Here is a 22,913-nt window from a genome sequence, read left to right as displayed (position 1 = left end):
TTCGCCGGTTTTAGGGTGTGGGGTATGCCTGTCGAGGAACGCCGTAAACCCATTCATGGGGGCTTGGCGGCAGCTCGAACGCCAAGGATGGCGTGAATGCAGATTTTGCAGGAGCAAAAATCTGCCCTGCTACCGACATCCTCGCCAAGCATACCCCACACCCTTTTTGATCTCCAAATTGGGAATTGCTGCGATAAGATAGCTTTCAAACATAAACAAGGCGAATGGTATCCTACTGATTACTACTGAGTATGCGCGCTAGACCGCATAGAATATGTAGCATTCGTTATCCAGACCCATCGCTATGAAAAACGGAAGCCGGTAAACCGATCAACCTTGATATACCTTATCATGACTACCGACATTAACCAAAATGATCTCTTTTTCGGAAATGATCATTTCAATGGTTATCCGATAGCTGAGATTAATAGATACCGAATGCAAATCGGCTAATTTTTCTTTTAGAGCATGTAAACGAAGCGCCGGATGAAAAGGGGTTTGAGACAGTAATTGCAAGGTTTTTCGGTATTGCTCTTTAAATTCAGGGTGTTGCTTTGCAAAACGCCGAGCGCGTTTTTTGTAACTCTCGGTAGAAATAAAGCTATAAGTCATTCCACAAATGACTCGGCGATATGTTGATCAATATTGTCCTTGCTGAAACGGCCTGCCGAAAGATCCTGTTTCGCTTCATGCGGTGAAGAGAAACGACATAGGTATCAAGAGGCGCATCTTAGCTCCCCTGTAAAGCATGATGCAGAAGACAGCGGCGCGCATTAGCGCGTCCGCTGGTCTGACTTGTTCGCAGTGATGTCCTTAAGTCCGCCGGAGACATACTTGTGCAGGACACTAGACACCAAAGACTGGTATGAAAGACCTTCTTCTAACGCTCTGCGCTGAAGTGCCTCCAGATCACGACTGGAGATACGGATATTGATCCGTTTATCTTTCTTGAGTGTTTCTTCCGCTGCCTGGGTGAGATACTCCCGACGAGCAACATCCAGATCTGACCTAAAGTCCCCAGACTCATATGCATCAAGCAGCTCTTGCTCTTCTGGATCTAATTTAATCTTGTCCATACTAATCCCCTAGAAATTTCTTGGTAGCCTTGCGACTGGGAATAATCGTCTTGAGAAACAATTCTTTATCATTCTCAACATACGGCATCAGCCAGGCATAATCATCAATTCGAACCACAAACAGCCTCTGATTCGGGTACTTGTCCCTGCTGGGATGAGGCCCATCATCAAGTAAACCACCGGATTAAAGAGCGAACAGGACATCTTCGAAGGAAACTCCGCGCTCGCCCATCAACTGCTGGTTCTTTTCCGCATTCCAGTTAATCTGCTTCATGGGATGAGTCTAGCAGGGCATGTGCCTATTGTCATCTTGCTAACAAGTTACCTGATTAGCAAGTTTCTACAACCAAAGATCAGGACATTCTGGGCCTGAAGGCGCATACAGGCCACGTAATTACCAAGTAACCCGTTGCAGCGTAGCGGAAGTCCTGCATAGGTCTTCTGGAAGCCATGTCTGATACTGAATGGGTTTGTTAATCTGAACTCAGGTAATGGATTAATGGAAAATCAAGGCCAACCCGCACCCGGCACATCAACTTCGACCATTTCGATGCGCCCCGATTTCAGACTGTTGGCCTTATCGGGATCGTCCGTTTCGGAAGTCGTGATAAACAAAGTCCGGCGCTCCGGACCGCCCAACATGCAAGCATAAGGGACGCCCAACGGGTTGATACGGGTCAATATTTTGCCACCCTGTTCGACCCGGATCACTTCGCCGGTTCCGGGACTGGCAACCCAGATCGCGCCTTCGTCGTCGAGACAAATACCGTCCGGCGTTGCCTCGCTTAAATCGGCCCAAGTTCGGGCGTCTCGTAACAAGCCGTCCTCGCCGATCGTGAATGCGGTCAAGCGCGCTGCGAAAGTTTCCGCGACGATCAATGTCGCGCCGTCCGGAGAGATCACGCAACCGTTCGGAAACAGCAAGCCTTCGGCGGCGATCCGGCAACTGCCGTCCGTTTCGACCGCTATCAAATGAGTCTTGGCTTGCGGCGCGCCGCCGTGCAAATCGTAACCGAAGTTGCCGACATAAGCGCGGCCGCCGGCTGTCGCGATCATGTCGTTGCAATGAAACGGTGCCAATGCGGACAAATCGGCATATCGCGTCCAGGCTCGGTCTTCGAGCTTATAGACGGCACGCTCGGTCATCGCAACGACCAAAGGCGTTCCGTCAGGCAGCCAAGTCAGTCCGCCCGGCAGATCGTCGGTTTCGAGTATACACTCGGCCTGTCCGTCAGTTTTCACGGTCATCACACGCCGCGCATGCTGATCGGTAAACCAAAGCCGATCGCCCCGCCAACGCGGCGCTTCAGGAAAGGCCAAACCGGTCAGCAGTATTTCGGTGTCATGTTTCATCGCATTCGCTCCCAGAATAAGCCAGCCAATCCGCGATCGATTCAACCAGCGTTTCGACGGCTTGTTCGCTGTCGATTAAAAGAATGTCGTGAGACGATTCAAAGGCCGCGAGCTGGCTATCGAGCAATTCGGCGCCCAGGAAATGGCCTTGCCGTGTCGTCAAACGTCGATGCAGACTTTCCCGGCTACAACTCAAGAAGACAAAGCTCACGTTAACTTCGTCCCCGCACAATATTTCGCGGTAACTTGCCTTCAATGCCGAACAAGCCATCACCGCCGAAATACCCCGATCGAGATGATAGATGATTTCGTTGTGCAAGCTTTCCAGCCAGGGTCGTCGGTCGTTATCGTCCAGCGCCTCGCCGCGCCGCATTTTTTCTATATTCGCTTCGGAATGAAACGCATCGCCTTCAATGAAGGACCAACCTAAATATTCGGCCAGCGCCCTGCCGACCGTCGATTTTCCGCAACCGGAAACGCCGCCGATGATTACGACGCGCGCGGCGCGGTGCCGGCTATCGTTCGACGAGTTCATATTTGACTCGTCAGTCCGGCAACGTAAAAACACGATAGCCCCACGCCGGAAAGTCGAACCGAATGCCCTCTTCGTTCATTTCGACGCCCGGCTTCTGCGGCTGCGAACTCAACAGGACTTGCGTGTTATTTTCGTTTTTCGGTATCTGCGCTCCTTCAAGACGGCACTGGCCCGGCTGAGCGGCATAGTTGACGGCGACCCAGACCGTTTCATCGACCGATCGCCATCGATAACCGATGAAATTCCGCCAGGATTCGTTGCCGTCTTCGGCCGGACGGCAGTCCGCCAATGCCCATTCGCCGCTTCTAAACACCGGTCTTTGCAAAGTCTGCAATAAACCGCTGTAAAACTCGCTCAAGCGTTGATCGGCGGTCTCCTCGGGCCCACGGCACAGATGAATCGGAATATGCACACTGTTACCGGTCAATTGACCGTCATGAAAAAAACGTAAGCCCGGCGAAAGAAAAGTGACGATCGCCGCGGCTTCGTGAACCTCCGGCGGAAACGTATGCGCGGCGCGCGGTTCGTCGTGGTTTTCGAGAAAACGCGCCAGTTTGCTTTGAAAATCGAGACCCGCGACCAAATGTTCGCGCACCGGGCGGGCTACCCGGTCTCTAAGCCGGTCGTAAAGCCGTTTGTCGTAAGTAAAATCGAAGCCTTGTTGCTGCAGCGTCCATTCGAGATCCCAATAGACTTCGGCTAATAACACGAAATCCGGAAAACGCTCGCGTACCGCCGCGATCGCCTTCGGCCAAAACGGCTCTATCGATTTTCCCCAGGTTCTATCGAACACTTCCGGTAAAATCAACATCGCCATGTCGCAGCGCACGCCGTCGCAGCGTTCGGCAACGGCAAGCAATTCGGCGATCATCGACTCCTGTACTTTCGGATTGCTGTAGTCAAGTTGCAGCGTATCGGGCCAGCCGTCGAAATAAGGATCGCGGCCGTAAGCAAAGACTTGTTTACCCTGCTTACTTTCGAGCTCGATATAATTTTGCAGTTCGCGCTCGAGATCTTCATTCGAGCCTTGAATATAAAATTCCGGGTGTTCCCGAACCCAGGGATGGTCCAATGCCGTGTGATTCGGCACGAAATCGAGCATCAGCTTCAACCCTTGCTCGTTCAGTTTTTTGCGCACACCGGCGAGGGCTTTATCTCCGCCGAGATACTCCGCCGTTCGATAGCTAGTCACCGCAAAGCAAGAGCCGCAGATGTCGTCTTCGGACAAGTCGGCCAGACTGGCCTGAAAACCTTGCTGCCACGGCTCATGACTTCGGGAAACTTGCGCTCCGGCTTGACCGGTTTGCCAAACGCCCAGCAACCATAGCCAATCGAAACCTTGTTCGGCAATGCCTTGCCATTCGCTATCAGGCCAGTCGTCGATGCCGGCGGCCCCGCCCCGATCGAGGCAAAACCGCCGATGCCGAACCCGTGTATTGATTTGATAAAGCGATGGATAATGTGAAACCTTCATTTTGTCACCTCGCTTACTGAGTTGTGTTTTCGTCCATTCCCGCCAATGCTTCGACGACTCCCTGCATGCCGCCTTTGAGCAAGTCCTCATGATCGAGCGAACCGAATATCGTCAACAGCGTCGCCAGGGTTCCGGTCCAGCCGGTTTGATGACTGGCCCCCAGACCCGAACCGTCGTCGCCATGAAAATATTCATAGAACAACAGATGATCGCGAAAATGGGGATCGCTCTGAAACTTTTCAGCGCCGCCGAAAACCGGCCGCCTGCCGTTTTGATCGGGCATAAATATATCCATCAGCCGACATGAAATTTCCTTGGCGATTTGAAACAGATTGAGCCGGTTGCCTGAACCGGTCGGGCATTCCATCTTAAAATCGTCGCCGTAATAGGTGTGCATCGTCAATAAGGCCTGAACGATCAATAAATTGGCCGGCAGCCACACCGGACCTCGCCAGTTCGAATTGCCGCCGAACATATAGGTTTCGGACTCGCCCGGTATGTAAGCGACCGTATGGGTTTGACCCTCCCAATGAAACTGATAGGGATGATCTTGATGATATTTGGACAACGAGCGGATGCCGTAAGGGCTTAGAAACTCTTGTTCGTCGAGCAGGCGGGTCAGCACGCGCCTTAATTTCTCTTCATCCAAGATCGCCAGCAAGCGGCGATTCTCGATGCCTGGCGTCATCGGACATGAAATGTTCTCGGCCAGATGCTCCTTACGCTGAACCAGTTTTTCATAGCGAGCCGCGAGCTCAGGCAATTGCGCCAAGGTATCGGCTTCGATCACCGTCACCGCACATAACGGCAACAAGCCGACTAGTGAGCGTACTTTTAAACGTGTCGAGCTGCCGTCCGGGAAACGCAGCACATCATAAAAAAAGCCGTCCTCCTCGTCCCACATATCCCGGTGTTCGCAGCCGATATCATGCATCGCCGCGGCGATTCCCAAAAAGTGATCGAGATAAGCAATAACCTTTTGTTGATAGCCGGGATCGTGCTTGATCAACTCCAGGCCGATCTGAATCATGTTCTGCGCATAGAGCGCCATCCAGGCGGTGCCGTCCGACTGTTCGAGATGCCCGCCGGTCGGCAGATGTTCGCTGCGGTCGAACACGCCGATATTATCCAAACCCAAGAAGCCGCCTTGATAAACGTCGCCGTCGGGGCCCTTGCGCGTTTCCCACCAATGAAAATTGCGCTCCAAACCTGCAAAGGCGTTCTTCAAAAAGTCGATATCGCCCTCGCCCCGGCGCTCGCGATCGATACGATAGACCATGCGCACGGCCCAGGCATGGACCGGCGGATTGACGTCGCTGAAATTCCATTCGTAAGCCGGAATCTGGCCGTTCGGATGCAGATAACGTTCGTCAAGAAAAAGGCTGAGTTGCCCCTTTGCGAAATCGGGATCGACCAGTACCAGCGCCAAGGTATGAAAAGCCGAATCCCAAACCGCGTACCACGGATATTCCCATTTGTCCGGCATCGATATGATGTCGTGATTGCGCATGTGCCCCCAATCGCCGTTGCGGGTTGCCTTACCGTGATGCTCGCCGAGCCAGCGGCCGACATCGAATTCGTAATATTGTTTGGTCCATATCATGCCCGCCAGAGCCTGCCGCAACACAAGCCCTTGCGGGCCCGGTAGTTCGCCGATCAACTCCTGATAAAATTCATCCGCTTCTTGGGCTCTTTGCTCGAAGATAGCGTCGAAGTCCTCGAAAGCCGTTTTCGCTTCGCCGTCCGCTTTCCGCAGGCGCAGTTTGACGGTTTTCGTTTCGCCAGGCCGAACGGTCAACGCGTAATCGGCCGCGGCTTTCGTGCCGAATCCTTCCGGATTCACGGCATCCTGCTTGCCTAGCACGATAGAGTCGTTGATGCCGTCCTTGACATAAGCGCTATGGTTTTCGCCACCGAACAATAAGCGGTTATTGCTTTCATTGTCGACGAACAACCACTCCGGCGCGCCTTCGGCAATCAATTGGTAATCGCCTAATTCCGCATGACTCGCAGACACCGCGCTCGCGCCGTTGCCCCTTTCGCCCCGGTTCAGTTGCGGCTTGGCTGTCTCATTCGACCCCGCCCAAGTATTGCGAAACCACAGCGTCGGCAGCACCCGAAGCGATGCGTCGTCCGGCCCGCGATTCACGATGCTGATGCGGATTAGAATATCCTCGGGATCCGCCTTTGCATATTCGACAAAGACATCAAAATAACGATCCTCGTCGAAAACACCGGTATCGATCAATTCATATTCGGATTCGAGTTTGGAGCGGCTGGCGTTCGTCTCGACCAGGTCTTTGTAGGGAAATGCGGCCTGCGGGTATTTATAAAGATATTTCAGATAGCTATGGTTCGGCGTCGCATCGAGATAGTAGTAATATTCCTTGACGTCCTCTGCATGATTGCCTTGCGGTCCGGTCAAACCGAACAGTCGCTCTTTCAGTACCGGGTCTTGACCGTTCCAAAGCGCCAGCGCGAAACAAAGCTGCTGACTATCGTCGCTGATGCCGCCCAAGCCGTCCTCGCCCCAACGATAGGCGCGCGATGTCGATTGCGAATGCGGAAAATAATTCCAGGCGTCGCCATTGTCGCTGTAATCTTCACGCACCGTTCCCCACTGCCGTTCGCTGAGATAAGGCCCCCATTTCGACCAAGCCTTGCCAGCGGATTTTTCGAGCGTGTCTTTTTTTGCCATGGTCGTCTCTCCGAATTTTTATGTGTCAGGAACGCTTTACAGCGTTGAGTCTAAGTCACAAAATCATTTCTTTACTCGAATACGAGGGTAAGACCGGCTCTCTCACTCCCCTATGCAAACGACAAATCATTGCCGACAAAAGAAGGGGGTGGCCGAATAGTTACACTGCTCTTTTCAGATTTATTACTCTGAAGGTGTATTCGGATCCAAAAGATTTTCAACTTTACCTTCTATATTTTCCTTTGAAATCTGATTTTCGACAGTGCGGTCGACTGTCATATCATGGACTTCCTCAGTTTGATTGTCGATGTTTTGAAGGTCTGTTTTTAAAGCTGTCTCAACTTGCTGTTGATTTGTTTCCTGGGACGATTCTTGGTTATGAGTCATTCTAAGATCGTAAATCGGATTCGGCATCGTGATTAATGATTCGTCGAAAACCTGCTTCACGGATTTAATCGCCTCGCTACGCACTTTTAAAAAATCATGTTGTGTTTGGTTTACCCAAGCGAAAATACGCATCACTACATTGGAACCAACTAACTCATGAATAATGGCTAAAGGTTTTGGTTCCTTTAAAATACCGGGTATCGTTTTGAGCATGGCCAACGCTACAGCCTGAGCTCTTGACAAATCGTGGGCGGTACCTACACCGATATCGAATTGGAATTGTCTCACAGGGTTTCGTGTAAAGTTGGTTATCGTGGCTTTGAATACCGTAGAGTTCGGAATACGGATATGATTGCCATCCGGTGAAATTAATATAGTAGCTCGTGACGTCAGACGAGCGACATTGCCTTGCCGGCCTTCAATATCAATAAAATCATTGATTTCAAAAGGATTTCGAATGCTCAACAAGATACTTACGATAAAATTTTCGACTGTATCTCGTATAGCAAAACCAACGGCCAAACCGAAAATACCGGCCGCACCGAGAATTGTGGTCAATAATGCGACAGAATCCAATAGGTTTAGCGCTAGGACAATGCCTATTAGTATAAAAACAAAGTGGGTGATCTTTCCCAATAATTCGGCAATGAAATTGTTAACGCTAATACGACGAAAAAGTGCTGTGCGTTGAGAAAGCCAACCGCCCAATGCCCAAAATACTAAAAAAATTAGAGACGCCATTAGAATCAAGGGAAGTCCGGCGATCAACTGCTTGCCGAACGTCGATATTTTATTGATCGTCTCCGGAAAACGTTTTGTGATACTTTGATCAATAACTAACCGGTTCTCAACTTCGACAACGCTTTCGATTTGTTGGGCAAATTGAATAGCTCTTGTTTCCGCTGCTTTTGAAATAATTTCTCCTTCTAAGATTACAACACCATTACTAACGGATACTTTTATGTCTTTTAAATTATCCAGCTCTGAGAAAATCTGCAGCAAACGTTTTTCTATTTTTTTATCATTTTGTTTCAAGTGCGTTACCGTAATGACTTGACCCGGTGCAGGAGCACTTTCATTAGCATCATTGCCGGTCAATAATTTCGATAAATCCTGAGCTTGAGCGATATGAATTTCGGATAGAAAGCAGAGTAGCCAAACGATAGTTACGAGCATCTGTTTCATTAATGTTTTCATTTTATTTACCTTTCGACCCTAGCTCAGTCTTATGTTTCATTGTTTTAGTCCGTCAGCGATGTAAGTCGGCCCGAAATTCATATCACTCAAGTTCAGAACTTATCAAACCCAAAATTGCCGGGAATTTAGAGTTCAATCTCGGCTATCAATGGTAAATGATCGGAAGCGACTGCGCTTAGTTCCGATTCATGAACTTTAATTGAAATCATGCGTTCCGCCGGATCGACCCAAATTCTATCCAGACTCAGTAGCGGACGATGAGCCGGAAATGTCGCTAATGCCGGCATTTTGTTGAAGCGGCGCTTCAACCAGCGCATCGAACGTCCCCATAGCAGCCATTCATTGAAGTCGCCTAGCACGATATTAATATCGGCGGTGCTACTTGCCAATGTCGACAACACGCCTCGAACTTGCCGTCGCCGTTCTCCCGGGGACAAACCAAGATGAGTCGCCAGTATCGTCAGGTTCGTGTTGTCGAACGTCATTTTTGCATCGATCAAGCCGCGCGGTTCTCTGCCGGGCACGCTGATATCGATATGTTCCACAGCGCGAACAGGAATACGAGACAGCAAGACGTTACCGAAGTGTCCATGTTTCGCCAAATATGTGAACCCGCTGATCGCGTTAGCCACGGCGGCCTGTTCGAGTTCCGCCAGAACGCTTTCGGGATGAGCGATCAATGTCTCCACTTCCTGCAACGCAATCAAGTCGGCATCGATCTCTTTCAACACCTGAGCGATACGGGTCGTATTTCTGGCACCGTCCCGGCCGATGCAACTGTGAATGTTGTAAGTCGCGACTCTTAGCTTCATATGCTCCCGCTTCCGCCGCTCGCCCCTTTTCCGTATTTTTTTCGCAGACGCCCCAGAAAAAAGAACAAAGCAACACTGGACAAAGCGATTGCAATCATTAATCCGACGAAATAACTCGATCCCGAATCGTGTATCGCCACGGTAATGCCGTAAGCCACAATGACCAAAACGGATAAGGCAGGCAGCAAACCGATCATCGTTCCGAGCGCAAAGTCGTATAGCCGTATTTTGGAAACGCCGGCGATCAAATTGACGATTGAAAACGAAGCCACCGGGAAAATACGAAAGAATATGACCGATTTCAGCCCGGATTCGGAGAATTTCCGAGTCAGACTGTTCAATAAATCGCCGCTCAATCGGCTCACTTTATCGCGACCGAGTCTTCTTCCGATCAAGAACAGACTCACCGCGCTCAATTCGGAGCCGATCAGTGCATACAAGAAGCCTTGCCAAGGTCCGAATAACAGCACTGTGGCTATCAGCAGCACTGTAACCGGAAAAAAACATAAACCGCCAGCGAAGTAAAGAAACGGAATCAAAAGAAATGTGTAATTCTGTTGTTGCAACCACAAAGCGGCAGCTTCGATTGTGTCGAAAACCGAATATTCACCCAAGTCGGCCCAGCGCCATAATGCCGCGATTATTAGAAAAATAGCGATCAACAACACGTTTTTCAACATATGCCTAAAAACGGGGAGTTGTTGTTTCGGACCGATAAGATATTCGAACAATTCTTCCGGCTCTAACGGTTGCTCAGGATCCAATAATTCGGACTCGGGAACCCATTGATCGACTTCATCGGGAATTGCACCGTCTAACTTCACGAGCCTACGCTCGCCCTTGCTCAACGATTCGATCGCGCCGGCCAATGTTCCTGTTTCATGATACGCATTCGCTACCTGCTCGATTTCCGTGCCCAGATGCTCGGCCAGCAAACCATTACGAAACGCCGATATCGCTTTCGATTCCGGAGAGCCTTCCTCCGCCGCGATCGCTAAATCGCATTCCGAATCGAAACCGAGCGAACGATTACTCAGGTTCGACGAACCGACGCGAACAAAACAATCGTCGATCACCATCACTTTCGCATGCACCATCAAATCCACCTCCGGATCGACGGAAATTCTCGGATAATACACATGCAGGCGCCGATGACGGTCGGCCTCGCGTAATTTGAACAAGATCCGCCCCCGCAACACATCCATCGTATGCTGTTCGAGCCAACCGCCGGTTTTTTTCGGCTGCACGATGATCACTTCAGGCCCGTCCGTTTCTTGTAAACGCGCCGTCAATGCCTCGCCGATTCGAAAAGAACTCAAGTACTGGTTTTCGATATAGATTAATTTCCGTGCCGCGGCAATCGTATCCAGATAGAGCCGTTCGACCTCGCGCACTTCGGCGTAATCGCGATATGCGGGCCAGGTGCGCGCGATCGCGATTTCAACATCGTGGAAGTCCGCTTTAACGCTTTCCGGCCAGGGATCGACGATCTCGATCCGTTCGTCGATCAACGGCGCTTCTCCGTAAGCTCTTCGCCAGCGTTCGCCGGCCAATTCGCCGAGTGCTTGCGCCGCCGGGCCGTCGACAATCATCTGTATGTCGTGAAACGGCGGATAGGCTTCGCCGTCGGGATCGATCCGGCGTTTATCGTCCGGTAAATGCTCCGAAGTATCCCAACGCCATTTGCTCAAGTCCAAACCGCCCGCAAAGGCGATGGCGTCATCGATGACGACTATCTTCATATGCTGAGAGGCACCCACAGGATGCTCCCCGTCCAGATAAAAACGGACTTGCTTGTGGGTACTCCATAGCAATTTGTAGCGAGGAAAAAATTCGCGCTCCATCGCATAGATCATCGCAAAATCCCAACTCAACACATAAATTTGCAGCCCCGGATTCCGTTTAACCAAAAAATCGAGCAGTTTTCCCAAATCTTCGGGGAGTTCGGCGGTTTCGCCGTTTCGAATCAAGCGCAATTCGCTATGCAAATCCCAACCGACGATCATGATCGACCGTCGTGCTTTCTGCAATGCTTCGTGCAAGGCTCGAAAGTAATTTTCGCCGTCTATGACAAAAGCAGCCCGATGCGCTTTTTCAATTCGCCAGCAGTTTTCGCTTTGAAAAATTGTTTTCACGCGCTTTGGCCTTCTTGCTTTCGGTTTAAATATTCTATCGCTATTTCAATTCCATGGATGTTAAACCAACTGGCAAGCAATCGCTAATACGACAAGCGTTCGATGAAAATTCAGATAGCCGAGATAATACGAAAATAAGGAAGAATATCTTGAAATGGGCCGGACTGGATTAAAACTTTCAAATTCAGTCCGGCCGAGATGATTGTAATTGAGTATCTTTTATGGATTTGAAATTTTTATTTGAATTTTGAAGCAGCCGATTTGAACGATTGACTCATCGAATCCCAAGCACTTTCCAAACCGCCTTTGAGGTCTTGCCAGGCACCTTCCCCGGCTGCTTTTAACTCCTCGAGCCTTGCCGAAGCTTCGTCGCGTTTCTTTTTTAAAGCGCTGATTTCTTCATTATATTGAATCTTGGCATCGGCTTCGGCCTGATTCGCCTTGGCCTGGAGTTTGTCAATCTCGGCATTCCATTCGTCGAGTTTGGCCTTCATTTTTTCTACATACGCGTCTTTTTCGCTCATAATCGTACTCTCGCCATTGTTGTATTGAATTGTTGTATAGAGTAGTGATCACGGTTCCTATAACACGATTCACGGAAACCTTCGTGCAATATACGGGACTCCTACACCGGACGCAATCGACTATCGCTTTGCTTGTGCTTAAAATTAGTATCAGGTATTTTCTACCCTGGAATAAGCCTTTACGCTGACGAGGCTCAAAATGAATTTTCGCTAGAACCGGTCAAACTTATTCTAAATTCGTTATACTTCGAACAGTTGCACTATCCCATTCAAAAAGCAATAAGAGGAACGGGCCTTGCCTATCATGAATAGCCAGCCAAACGAAAAAGCTCAAAAGCCCGAAGCGATTGCATTATGGGAATACGTACCGATCAGCGATTTCGAGTGTCCCATTGTGTTAAGTGCAGATGTTGCGCGGCAAAAATGGCGATTGTTCAAACGCCTTTTTACCAATACCGACCATTCATCGGAGCAAATAAAATCCGAAGAGGCATTACAGACTTTTTCGAGGGCACGCTTGGACGAGCTTGTTCCCGCGATTAATTGGCATGCGGCCGTCGATGCACTCGATTGCGCACTGGGCGATTGGATACAAAATCAACCGAACGAAAGCCCGGTTAAATTCATCGTGGACCCGCCGTTTATGGGCAATGGCGAAATTCTTGCCCGCTGGACCGGCCGACATAATGCTCGACTGATTGCAAAACCCAAACTAGAACAGATACTCGACAACGACCAATCTTGGCTAAATCACTGGCCCGATTCACAGACCTGTTGGGTCTTGCCGAATCTGGACAAATGTTTTTTGCGCCACGCCGAAGGATTGGCACTGATACGACGTTTTTTAGCGCTGGCGTTGAACGGCGATTTAGGAACCGGCCTTATCGGTTGCGATAGCTGGTCTTGGGCTTACCTACGCCGAGTTTGTTTCATTCCGAGCAGCAATGCATTAACGCTTCGAGCTTTCGACGGCGAACGACTCTCAATCCTATTCTCGCAATTAGCGGATTCCGCACACAACAAACAGCCGATATTTCTCAACGCCAAAACCGGAAAAGCCGTCTTATCCGACTCGCAAGAAGAAAATAATGGCGCTAGCAAAGACTTGGAGCAATTGGCTATGCGCTGCCGCGGCAATGCCGAAATCGCTAGACAATTTTGGCGCGAAAGCTTGAGAGATGAACCGAACAAAGAATCACTTGAAAAATCGACATCGGAACTTACGATTTGGGTCGGTGATTTCACCGAAGGCGCTATCATACCGGACGCGAATGATGAAAATATTGCTCTGATCCTGCATGCCTTACTGATTCACAACGGTTTGCCGGTTTCCGCTTTAACTGAAGTTTTGCCCTTTTCCGATTATCACATCATGGACTTATTATTGCGCTTGACGTCCTTAGGTGTCGTCGGTCTGCATCATGAAGACTGGCAAATTACGCCAATGGGCTATCTTGCCAGCCGGCAATATTTAAACGCGCAAAACTTTCTATTGGACGATTTTTAAAGGACGGTCATGGGTAAAGACAAGCTTTCAGACATTTTCATCGAGCCCCACTTAGGAAACTTCCTGGAAGTGCTTTTAATTATTTTCGGCGCTCTTCTGCTCATTCAAGCGATACAAAAATTGTTTACATGGACTGCCAACCGTCTTCATGGCGCCTCCCGGCTGTTCATATTAGCGATGATACCTCTATTACGGTTGATTTTGATCTTGACAGCGTTTATTTTGATCGTCCCTCGCATCATCGAGCCTTCGCTGCAGAATTTGATACCGTTACTGGGAACGCTCGGCATTGCCTTAGGCTTTGCCTTCAAAGACTTTGTCAGTAGTCTGATAGCCGGCATCGTCGCGGTCGGCGAAAGACCCTATCGTAACGGCGACTGGATTGAAATCAACGGCATATACGGCGAAGTCAAGCATATCGGTATGCGCGCCGTACAAATCGTCACGCCGGACGATACCGCCGCTTATATTCCGCACATCAAACTGTGGACCGAACCGATTCTGAATGCCAATAACGGGACGCCGGCTCTGCAATGCGTGGCCAATTTTTATCTGCACCCGGATCATGACGGGGCTCGGGTGAAACAATTACTGCACGATGTCGCATTGACCAGCCCTTATTTGAATTTCGAGATACCCATTGCCGTGGTCGTCAAGGATCAACCCTGGGGCACGCATTACCGTATCAGGGCTTATCCGATCGAACCCTACCAACAGTTTCAATTTATCACCGATATGACTATCAGAGCCAAGGCCGGTTTAAAAAACCTCGGTATTATTTTTGCCGTAGTGCCGGCGCTTCCGAAGAATAAAGACATCCATTAATTTGAAGGGTTAGCTAGGACTCTTTTCTCTTAGACAGCTCGCCGCGCAACGGAAAAACGAATTGGCTGCCATTTATTTTCTACATGTTAGAATCAACCGGACACTCATAATAACAATTGGGGAGGTATCATGACGCCAACGGAAAAAACCTTATTGATTCATCAGCAGCCCGAAAACTCGGTTCGGCTCCGCAGCGCCTTGGAAGCCACGCTTCATTACGGCGGAGAACTGGAACCGGTATTGCTCGACGAGTTTATGAACGATCCTTCAGCCTTCTTGCGAGGCCGAAAACATGTCGTGAGTCTCTTGACCAACAGCGAATTGTCCCAATTATTACGCGAAGCCCATCGCTATCAATTCAGTGTCGGTTTACTGCCGGCCAAGGATAAGTCGATTATCTGCCGATTGTTCAATATTGCCGAACAAATCGAGGATGCAGTGCCGCGCGCGCTCGACCCCGACAAGGCATACCCAGTGGATTTGCTGCTGTGTAACGATGAAGCGGTGATCTGGACGGTTTTGATCGGTGAAGCACCTTTTATTACGATGCGCCAGCATGCCTACGAAAAAAAACCGCTACGGGAGCAGGTAAACGAATTTATTGCTAGTATTCCCAATCTGACCAAACTCAAACCCTTCGAGTTGTCAGTCTCAACTGAAAAAGGCCAGCGCATCGAAACGGCCGTCACCGGCGTGTTGGTTATAGAAAACGATATCGAAACCCTTGCCGCGAACCTGATTAACGAATCCATTTCGTCACAAGACGGCAAATTATCGGCCATTTTTTTGGCGCCTTCATCGGTCATGGATTTTCTCAATTTCTTGATGATCGCGATTTATTGCAAGCTTCGCGCGGTCAGTCATTTACCGAGAGCTGTCGGTTATATCAAGAGCGCCACGTTAGAATTATCGAGTCCCAATACCCTTTCGTATGCGATCGACAGCCGGCAACGCAAAGCAGATCGTATTTCGTTGAAGACCATTCCTCAAGGTATTGCGATCAATGTCGGCGAACGCTACAAAGCCGCGCATAAAGTCATCCATGACGACGCGAAAGACACGGCCAAAATTAAACCACTGAGACATAGCGCGGAGCATGTTAACCGCTTAAAAAAGAGAATGCCTTTCTTCTCGACCGCGATCGAGTCCGATTTCAAGGAGTTGTTTTTGATGCTACGCGACAACGCCAAGCTATCCGGGCCTTATATTAGCCTAATGATCTTGAGCAGCATGCTGGCAACCTTCGGCCTGTATCTTAACAGTAGCCCGGTCGTCGTCGGCGCGATGGTGTTGGCGCCGCTTATGGGTCCGATCGTGTCGCTATCGATGGGCATTTTACGCAACGACAGCAAATTACTCAGAAGCGGCATGACAGTGTTCGGCATCGGCATCGCCTTGGGTCTGTTCGTGTCGATCATTACCGCGCTGCTGATTCCTTACGAACAATTAACCCCCGAAATCCGCGCCCGCTCGCAACCGAGCCTGCTGGATTTAGGCGTTGCGATCATCTCGGGCAGCGCTGCCGCCTATACGCATGCCAAGGCGACCCTGCTCAGAACGCTGCCGGGTGTCGCTATCGCGGTCGCTTTAGTACCACCGCTGTGTTCGATGGGCATCGGCATTGCCTGGTGGGACTGGAATATCATTAGCGGCACCGGCTTGTTATTTTTGACCAACTTTGCCGGCATTGCGCTCGCCGCCGCAATTACCTTTCTATTTTTAGGTTATTCGACGATATTTCGAGTCAACCGGGGACTCGGTTTATCGCTGTTGCTGTTATTCTTAGTCAGCGTGCCGCTCTATCATTCTTTCGTCAACACCGCGGTCCACAGCCGCATTACCAACGCAATCAATGCGAAAACCTATAAGGTGAACGATAAAACGATAGAAGTCGACGATGTCGAGGTTGTGTCGATTGGCAAAAAAGTGCGCTTGTCGGTGAAGCTGCACAGTTCCGACCCGTTGGTATCGGAAGATGTCGCCGCGCTTCGCGATTACATCAGCAAGCAAATCGAACGCCCTGTACTATTGGATGCGTCATTTAGTATTTTGCAATAGCCGGAAAAACCAAGCCGGTCATTAGCCTTGTTCTCAAGTCCGGGAACAAGGCATAGACCAACAATCTTGAGCACAAAAAATACATCACCGCCGGACGGGTTTTGTAAACCCGTCCACAAAAAATTGACCTCGACCCCTGTCCATTTAACGCTTCAATTCGCTCTCTTATGAGCACAAGCCGGCAAGACCAAGGTCGTACAGACAATCATCAATAGCAAACCGATCGATAGCAGCAAACCCATACTGGCCAAGCCCAGATGCGGCGTAAATGCCATGCTGACTAAACTGCACAAGGTCGTCAGACTGCTGAAAATAACGCCCCGTGCCGTACTGGTTTGTAATACGCTTCGCTGTTCGTCCGGCATACTCCTCAACCGGTTCATGATGTAAATGCCGCTGTCGACGCCAAGCCCAAAAAGTAGCGGTATCACGATGATATTCGCGAAATTAAAAGGGTTATCCATCACGACTGTCGAGGCGGCAGTCAATATCGCGGTCATCAACAACGGCAACAAAATTAGAAATGTATCTTTAATACTGCGATTGACCAGCAACAAAACGAACGTGATGGCAACAAGCGCGCCGACCAAGGCTTGTTGAAAGGCCTTGACTACCGCATTGCCCGACTCGATATAAATCACCGGCAAATCGGTGGCATTCGGCGCAATTCCCCTCACTTCGGCAACGAATTGCTTCAGGTTTTCGTGGTCGCCAAGGTTTTTACTCGGAAAGACTTGAATACGGAAAATACCGTCCTTGCTGAGCCAACGTTCGGATAAATCCTTCGGCAAGCTTTCAAGCGTCACGATATCGGCATCGAGGACTTGCAATAGCAGATTCATCGTATCCGGCAAGGTGCCCAGCAGATTGTTTTGCAAGCGGTTCAACATGCTTTCTTGTTCGGGCAAGGATTTCGATTGCAATTGAAGCAAAAAACTCTCCAAAGCGTGGCGTAGCCTCAATAAATTGCCACTCAATTCGCTGACGGGGTGATCCTGTAAATGTTGTTCGATATGATTTTTAAATTGCGTCAAGGCCGTCAAATGATTGTCGATGTTGTCTTGCTGCAACGGCGGAAACGTAGCGAAGCGAAAACCCATTAGCAAAGCCAGCTCGTGAATCGTATCGAGCTTGACTTCTTGATCCTCCGGAATGAAGTCGAAGATCGTCAGCGCCGATTCGACCGATGGCAAGCGGCTCAATTGCCGCGCCTTGTCGAGCGCTTCCAATTCATTGTCCGCCAGTATCGTCAAGGTCATCGGCGAGGTCTGTTTGGTTTCCAGCAACTCTAAAAAAGTAGCAACAGATTCGCTTTTCGGGTCGCGCAAGTTCAAGGGATTGAAATCGAATCGCACTTGCGTCAATAAGCCTAAACCGGCGAGCGTTAAAGCGAGCGCCATCCATTTAATGCGCAAATGATGCCGCATCGGAATCTCGTAAACCCAATCTGGAAAGGTGCTTTGAGACAGCTTACCTCCAGACTTGAGGGGAAACAGCTGTAACAATGCCGGCAATACCGTTACCGACACGACTAAGGCAATAAACATACCCCCGCCGGCAATCACGCCGAGCTCGGAAACTCCGGTATACGCAGTCGGAACGAAAGAAAAAAAACCGACTGCGGTCGTCACGGCGCAAAGCATGATCGACGGTCCGACTTTTCGCACGGCTTGAATCAGCGCTTGTTGTTGCGGAACCTGTTGTTGCAAAAACTCTTGGTAGCGCAAACTGAGCTGTATCGTATAATCGACCCCGATGCCGATATAAAGCACCGCGAACGATACCGAAATCAGGTTCAGATGTCCGACCGCCACGGTGGCGAATCCTGCGGTCAACACCAATCCCATCAACAAAACGGTAAAGGTAATCAACACCAATTTCACCGAGCGCAAGCCGATAAACAAGGCCGTACACACCAGAATCATCGAAAAAAACGAAGCGATTTGCGCACTGCGCTGAACGCTTTCCAATTCGTCATGTTCCAATACAACTTCGCCGGTCAAGCGTATCGACACATCGGGAAGCGCCGATTTCGCATCCGCGACTATCGCGCGAACACTTTGCAAGGCTTTTTCACTCGGAATCAACTCAGTGTAATCGAGCACGGGCTTCAACAAAATAAAGCGTTTCGTACTCAATAAATCCTGCTCATCGCTCAACATCAATTGTTGCCATGACAGAAGGATATCCCGGTCATCGAGTAAACCCTCGGTCACATGACCGACATTTTTCAACAATGGATTCAGATCCACCGGCAACTCGCGATCTTCGGCGGTCAAGGCCAGTCCGAGAATGGCTAAGAAACTCTTCAGCGTGTTATCGCTCGATAATGCGCCGATAAAGGGTTGCGCTTCGATCAAATTCGCCGCCAATTCATTGAGCGTTTCGAGATCCAAATAAAGCAAGCCATGATGGTCGAAAAACGCACCCTCTCCCGGTGCATAAACCGACTCGACTCCTTCGGTTTCCCGCCTAAAACGCCCTCCCAGGTACGCAACCGCCTGCGCGGCCCTTTCCGGCGTCTCGGCATCGACCACGACGAGAATAGCCTCTTCGTCCTGCGGAAAGGTTTCCAGAAAACGGGCCCGGTCCTGCAAAAACGGCAACTTTTTCGACAATATCTCGGTCGTGTCGGTGTTTATACCGAGATTATGAAAGGTGTAGTGCAAACTGAATCCGCAAGTGATCAACAATAAAACTATGACCGTTTTCGGGAACTGAATCAAAAAGGCTTCCAAACCAGCAAAAATGCTGCCGAGTTTTTCTGATAATTTCTTCATAAATCACCCATTGCGACGCTTTTTTGCTCAGTTTGCAACAGTTCAACGAACTTGTCGAATAGATGCGATTGAACAAATTTTCCACGAATGACTTGATATGAAATTAAGTGATTTTTTTGGCTTCGCATCCACTCCCTGCGAAAACCCGAAAGACGCGTGACGCCGGAGCGTCACGACCTAATCGACACGCGAAGTCTATAACTCGTTTCTATCTTGTATCCTATGAATCGACCAAGAATTCATCGTGGATAATTATATTGCTGCTGCGGATAACCGGGTTGTTGCGGATATTGTTGAGGATAACCACCCTGCGGTTGCTGAGGATAGCTTTGTTGTTGGGGATAGCCCTGTTGCGGGTAACCTCCCTGTGGTTGCTGAGGATAATTCTGTTGCTGCATACCCCCTTGAGGTTGCTGCTGAGGATTAGCTCCTTGAGGTGCAGAGCTTTGAGTAGCGACGATGGCCAATTCGACACGCCGGTTTTGAGCTCGATTCTCTTCGCTAGTATTGGGGACTTTCGGCATCGATTTCCCCATCCCTTGCTGTGTGATCCGAGCATAATTGACTCCGCGCTGAACCAAATAATTTGAAACACCGCCGGCCCGTTGATCGGACAATTTAAGATTATAACTTTCGCTACCGACATCGTCGGTATGTCCGGTTACCGTAATGTTAGATTCGGGATAATGATTCAAAATATTGGCAACGGAATCCAAGGCGGTCATCGCCTGGGGTGTCAATTGCGCGGAATCGAAGCCGAACGTAATACTGCTCGGCATCGTCAGGTTGAGTGTATTTTCCGAACTTCTTTGTATTTCGATGCCGGTACCTTGCAAGGATTCGCGCATCTCTTGTTCTTGATTATCCATATACAGACCGACCGCAGCACCGACCGCGCCTCCGGCTAGTGCACCCAGGCCCGCATTTTTCCAGTCGTTACCGCCGAATAAAGTGCCGGCGCCGGCACCTACTGCCGCGCCTATGCCGGTTCCCATCGCAGTCTTGCTCATCCGGGATTGCCCGGAGTAAGGATCGGTCACACAAGCCGATAAAAGTACGGAGCTAACAGCCAGTATTAAACATTTATTTTTCATGAACATAGATTCTCATAGATAAATTTGAAGCCATTAAGGGTTCTTTATTGGTACAGATTAAAACACTAAATTAAAGCTGAGCTGAACAATATTTAGCTGCATGATTTTTGAGATACACTTATCGCATAAAATTTCGGCAATAGCGTATGCAAGGCACGGGGGCATAAGCGCCAACTTAGTGCCTATTCTATAGTGCGTTTATGGCTTTATTCGTTATATCGGTATGGGTTGTCTATCTCCATGTTACATTGATGTGGTGCTACGCATTGCCATCCGTGGCCCTGGATTCCGCCAATCCCAGGAAGAATGACGCGTTCCTTCTTTTAAGTTGGCGCTTATGCGGGGGGTCGCCAAAAACTTTGACATTCCCTCAGTCCCTCACCTAGCCTTAAGTGAAGAACTCTCTTAGTATCGGTCAATCGAGCAACTGAACTTTCCAAAAATACGGAAATTATACCCATCGTAGATCAAAATTCGGCACCGGGGTGCACGTCAAAGGACGCCGTGAATACGTCCCTGTAGGCTCCATGCTGGCAAAGCCTTTGCGAGCGCCATGGATGGCGTGAATGTCGATTTTGCAGGAGCAAAAGTCGACCTAGCACCCCGGCGCCTCCTCAGGCACTGCCGAAATTTGAAGTGCGAAAGGTATATTTGCGACAAAATCTTAAATCGTTTTATCTTCTTCCGAGTGATACTTTCCAACAATCCAATAAGTAACGCCTAAAGCCAGTAAAACAACGCCTGATGCATAAACATACTGCGGATCGATCGCTTTATAATCAAAGATGATAATTTTCCGAGCAACCGCCATAACTGCGGTTGCAAGTACTAACCTTATCGGAATGACATCGGTACGTAGGTACAGCGTAATATTGATAAAAATTTCGATGGCAATCAAAACCATCATGAACGATCCGAAAGTTGCCAAGATATCGCTGACTGTCAGCATTAGATAAGGCGGAGTAAATAATTTATCGAAAATAACGACAACGACATCCCAAACTCCGAATAGGATCACCGCTACCATTAAAACGGCTAAAACATTGACGGCTTTAATGATTGTTTTATGCAAACTTCCAATCAGAGGATTCACATCTTCCGTGGGCAATTCGGCGTGAGCCATTTGAGCTTGATATTTTTTTCTAAAATGCTGCATTAGCAGCGAAACGATGTTTTGCTCGTGTATGAAATAATCCGACCCGGCATCATGCTCAAAAAATGAATTAAGTCCTTCCACATTCGATAAGTCCGCATCGGTAATTTTTTTAAATCCCATGCTCCAATCGGGAAACTGTCTTTTATCAACAACTTTACGTTCAAGGATGTTGACCCCGCTATGACGCGGATCTTTTTTAATACAGTTGAAAAGCGCGTCTACATCCTTATCTTCGCCTTCCAAAACTTGAACGAAGGTATCCTGGCAGTACAACAACATGCCGGTAATATTGCGAGCAGCATTATTTATTCGGCACTTCTCAAGCATGTTCAACATATCCTCATCACTCATCGAACTAGTCGCCGAACTGATATAAAGCATACGGACTAACATGTTTACCCCTCCAAAATTTATAATTATTATTGAGCGATTAATTGCTAACCTAATGGTTTGGTTACCCTAATTGCTTTCATCGAGTCAGCAAGCTAAATTTACGAGATGCGTGATTTCCGGCTCGATACTTAGAATGGTTTTTTAAAATCTAAGCGGCCGATTATAAAACCTAATGAACCTCTAAAAATAGAATACCTCAATTATAGCTTTCGACAATGAAATTGAATCATTCCCTGCACTTTTTGACTAGCTGAGATTGGGCGCTGACAAGCAAAGATAATGCGAGTGTCGTTTCCGAGTAGAACTTGAGGAGCTTGAGATAAAATCTAAAATCACCTGGCAAGGAGTAGCTTTACATCTATGCTAATCCCTTCGAATGATCTTCGATATCAAAGTAAACAGCATCCGAAAAACGTGGGGTGCAGATCGCAAGAAAAATCAAATCTTCCGATCCGATATTGGCAATCCGTTGACGGCACTCTGGAGGAATCAACACGATATCGCCGGGCGCAACTTCTTGCGGCAATAAACTTCCGACTTCAACCCGTCCTAAGCCTTGTATGATGACATAACGCTCGACGGTTCCGACAAGGCGATGCCAGCGTGTCGTAACGCCTGGCTCGACGCGGGCCCTTGCAATGGACACGTCCGGATCGTCGCCGCTATTGGACTGCTCGATAATGAAACACTGCTCCGGAGTGTAAAATTCATCTTCGAGGTTTAGTTTTTTGATCGATGCTTGCATTGATTTTTCCAGGCATTGCGTGAAGATTTAATCGAATTAATCAAGAACGGGGGAATTATGCATCACCCTGTTTTCTATACCAATTAGTCCGCAATTCCCAATTTGGAGATCAAAAAGGGTGTGGGGTATGCTTGGCGCTTGCAGATTTTTGCTCCTGCAAAATC

17 protein-coding genes are annotated in these 22,913 nt (G+C 49.1%); 3 read left to right on the top strand and 14 right to left on the bottom strand.

Annotated features, from left to right (window positions below; genetic code table 11):
- Window positions 1-330: 330 nt before the first annotated feature.
- From MEALZ_RS08260 to MEALZ_RS08210, 10 genes are all read right to left on the bottom strand, one after another.
- Complete coding sequence (locus tag MEALZ_RS08260) at window positions 331-612, bottom strand: type II toxin-antitoxin system RelE/ParE family toxin (protein ID WP_014148175.1); 282 nt, start codon at window positions 610-612, stop codon at window positions 331-333.
- A 161-nt stretch (window positions 613-773) separates the two neighbouring features.
- Window positions 774-1,076 carry a CopG family antitoxin gene (locus tag MEALZ_RS08255; RefSeq protein ID WP_014148174.1) on the bottom strand — a complete coding sequence of 101 codons (303 nt, stop codon included), beginning with the start codon at window positions 1,074-1,076 and terminating at the stop codon, window positions 774-776.
- Between the two features lie 507 nt (window positions 1,077-1,583).
- Entirely contained in the window at window positions 1,584-2,429 is an 846-nt protein-coding gene (locus tag MEALZ_RS08245; RefSeq protein WP_014148173.1) for an SMP-30/gluconolactonase/LRE family protein, read from the bottom strand.
- Complete coding sequence (locus MEALZ_RS08240; RefSeq protein ID WP_014148172.1) at window positions 2,419-2,964, bottom strand: gluconokinase; 546 nt, start codon at window positions 2,962-2,964, stop codon at window positions 2,419-2,421. The genes MEALZ_RS08245 and MEALZ_RS08240 overlap by 11 nt, the downstream gene beginning before the upstream one ends.
- Window positions 2,965-2,974: 10 nt before the next feature.
- Window positions 2,975-4,438 carry an alpha-amylase family glycosyl hydrolase gene (locus tag MEALZ_RS08235; RefSeq protein ID WP_014148171.1) on the bottom strand — a complete coding sequence of 488 codons (1,464 nt, stop codon included), beginning with the start codon at window positions 4,436-4,438 and terminating at the stop codon, window positions 2,975-2,977.
- A gap of 13 nt (window positions 4,439-4,451) precedes the next feature.
- A complete protein-coding gene (locus MEALZ_RS08230) occupies window positions 4,452-7,136 on the bottom strand; it encodes an MGH1-like glycoside hydrolase domain-containing protein (RefSeq protein ID WP_014148170.1) in 2,685 nt (894 codons plus the stop codon).
- Between the two features lie 183 nt (window positions 7,137-7,319).
- Window positions 7,320-8,720 (bottom strand): mechanosensitive ion channel family protein, encoded by a 1,401-nt coding sequence (locus MEALZ_RS08225; protein WP_014148169.1) that lies wholly within the window; start codon window positions 8,718-8,720, stop codon window positions 7,320-7,322.
- A 125-nt stretch (window positions 8,721-8,845) separates the two neighbouring features.
- Window positions 8,846-9,532: an endonuclease/exonuclease/phosphatase family protein gene (locus MEALZ_RS08220; RefSeq protein WP_014148168.1), complete on the bottom strand. Its 687-nt coding sequence runs from the start codon at window positions 9,530-9,532 to the stop codon at window positions 8,846-8,848.
- Window positions 9,529-11,667, bottom strand: a complete 2,139-nt coding sequence (locus MEALZ_RS08215) for a VTT domain-containing protein (RefSeq protein WP_014148167.1) — start codon at window positions 11,665-11,667, stop codon at window positions 9,529-9,531. The genes MEALZ_RS08220 and MEALZ_RS08215 overlap by 4 nt, the downstream gene beginning before the upstream one ends.
- Before the next feature lie 236 nt (window positions 11,668-11,903).
- Window positions 11,904-12,191, bottom strand: a complete 288-nt coding sequence (locus tag MEALZ_RS08210) for a sll1863 family stress response protein (RefSeq protein ID WP_014148166.1) — start codon at window positions 12,189-12,191, stop codon at window positions 11,904-11,906.
- A 295-nt stretch (window positions 12,192-12,486) separates the two neighbouring features.
- Here MEALZ_RS08210 and MEALZ_RS08205 point away from each other — a divergent pair, with 295 nt between their 5' ends.
- The 3 genes from MEALZ_RS08205 to MEALZ_RS08195 all read left to right on the top strand — a co-directional run bounded on the left by MEALZ_RS08205 (window position 12,487) and on the right by MEALZ_RS08195 (window position 16,581).
- The gene (locus tag MEALZ_RS08205) at window positions 12,487-13,698 is read left to right on the top strand and encodes a hypothetical protein (RefSeq protein WP_014148165.1); all 1,212 of its coding nucleotides are present in this window, start codon (window positions 12,487-12,489) and stop codon (window positions 13,696-13,698) included.
- Window positions 13,699-13,707: 9 nt separating this feature from the next.
- Window positions 13,708-14,523, top strand: coding sequence for a mechanosensitive ion channel family protein (locus MEALZ_RS08200; protein WP_014148164.1), 816 nt, complete (start codon window positions 13,708-13,710; stop codon window positions 14,521-14,523).
- 129 nt (window positions 14,524-14,652) lie between these two features.
- Window positions 14,653-16,581, top strand: a complete 1,929-nt coding sequence (locus MEALZ_RS08195) for a DUF389 domain-containing protein (protein ID WP_014148163.1) — start codon at window positions 14,653-14,655, stop codon at window positions 16,579-16,581.
- Between the two features lie 152 nt (window positions 16,582-16,733).
- Here MEALZ_RS08195 and MEALZ_RS08190 read toward each other — a convergent pair whose 3' ends face one another.
- The 4 genes from MEALZ_RS08190 to MEALZ_RS08175 all read right to left on the bottom strand — a co-directional run bounded on the left by MEALZ_RS08190 (window position 16,734) and on the right by MEALZ_RS08175 (window position 22,749).
- A complete protein-coding gene (locus MEALZ_RS08190; RefSeq protein ID WP_014148162.1) occupies window positions 16,734-19,361 on the bottom strand; it encodes an MMPL family transporter in 2,628 nt (875 codons plus the stop codon).
- 239 nt (window positions 19,362-19,600) lie between these two features.
- The gene (locus MEALZ_RS08185) at window positions 19,601-20,455 is read right to left on the bottom strand and encodes an OmpA family protein (protein WP_046061053.1); all 855 of its coding nucleotides are present in this window, start codon (window positions 20,453-20,455) and stop codon (window positions 19,601-19,603) included.
- Between the two features lie 664 nt (window positions 20,456-21,119).
- On the bottom strand, window positions 21,120-22,004 hold the full coding sequence (locus tag MEALZ_RS21750; RefSeq protein ID WP_014148160.1) for a phosphate-starvation-inducible PsiE family protein: 885 nt from the start codon (window positions 22,002-22,004) through the stop codon (window positions 21,120-21,122).
- 358 nt (window positions 22,005-22,362) lie between these two features.
- Window positions 22,363-22,749: a cupin domain-containing protein gene (locus tag MEALZ_RS08175; RefSeq protein ID WP_014148159.1), complete on the bottom strand. Its 387-nt coding sequence runs from the start codon at window positions 22,747-22,749 to the stop codon at window positions 22,363-22,365.
- Window positions 22,750-22,913 lie beyond the last annotated feature (164 nt).

Source organism: Methylotuvimicrobium alcaliphilum 20Z, from assembly GCF_000968535.2.
GTDB classification, from domain to species: Bacteria; Pseudomonadota; Gammaproteobacteria; order Methylococcales; family Methylomonadaceae; genus Methylotuvimicrobium; species Methylotuvimicrobium alcaliphilum.
Note: the sequence above shows the minus strand (reverse complement) of the source record. Positions and strands in the feature narration are given on the sequence as shown.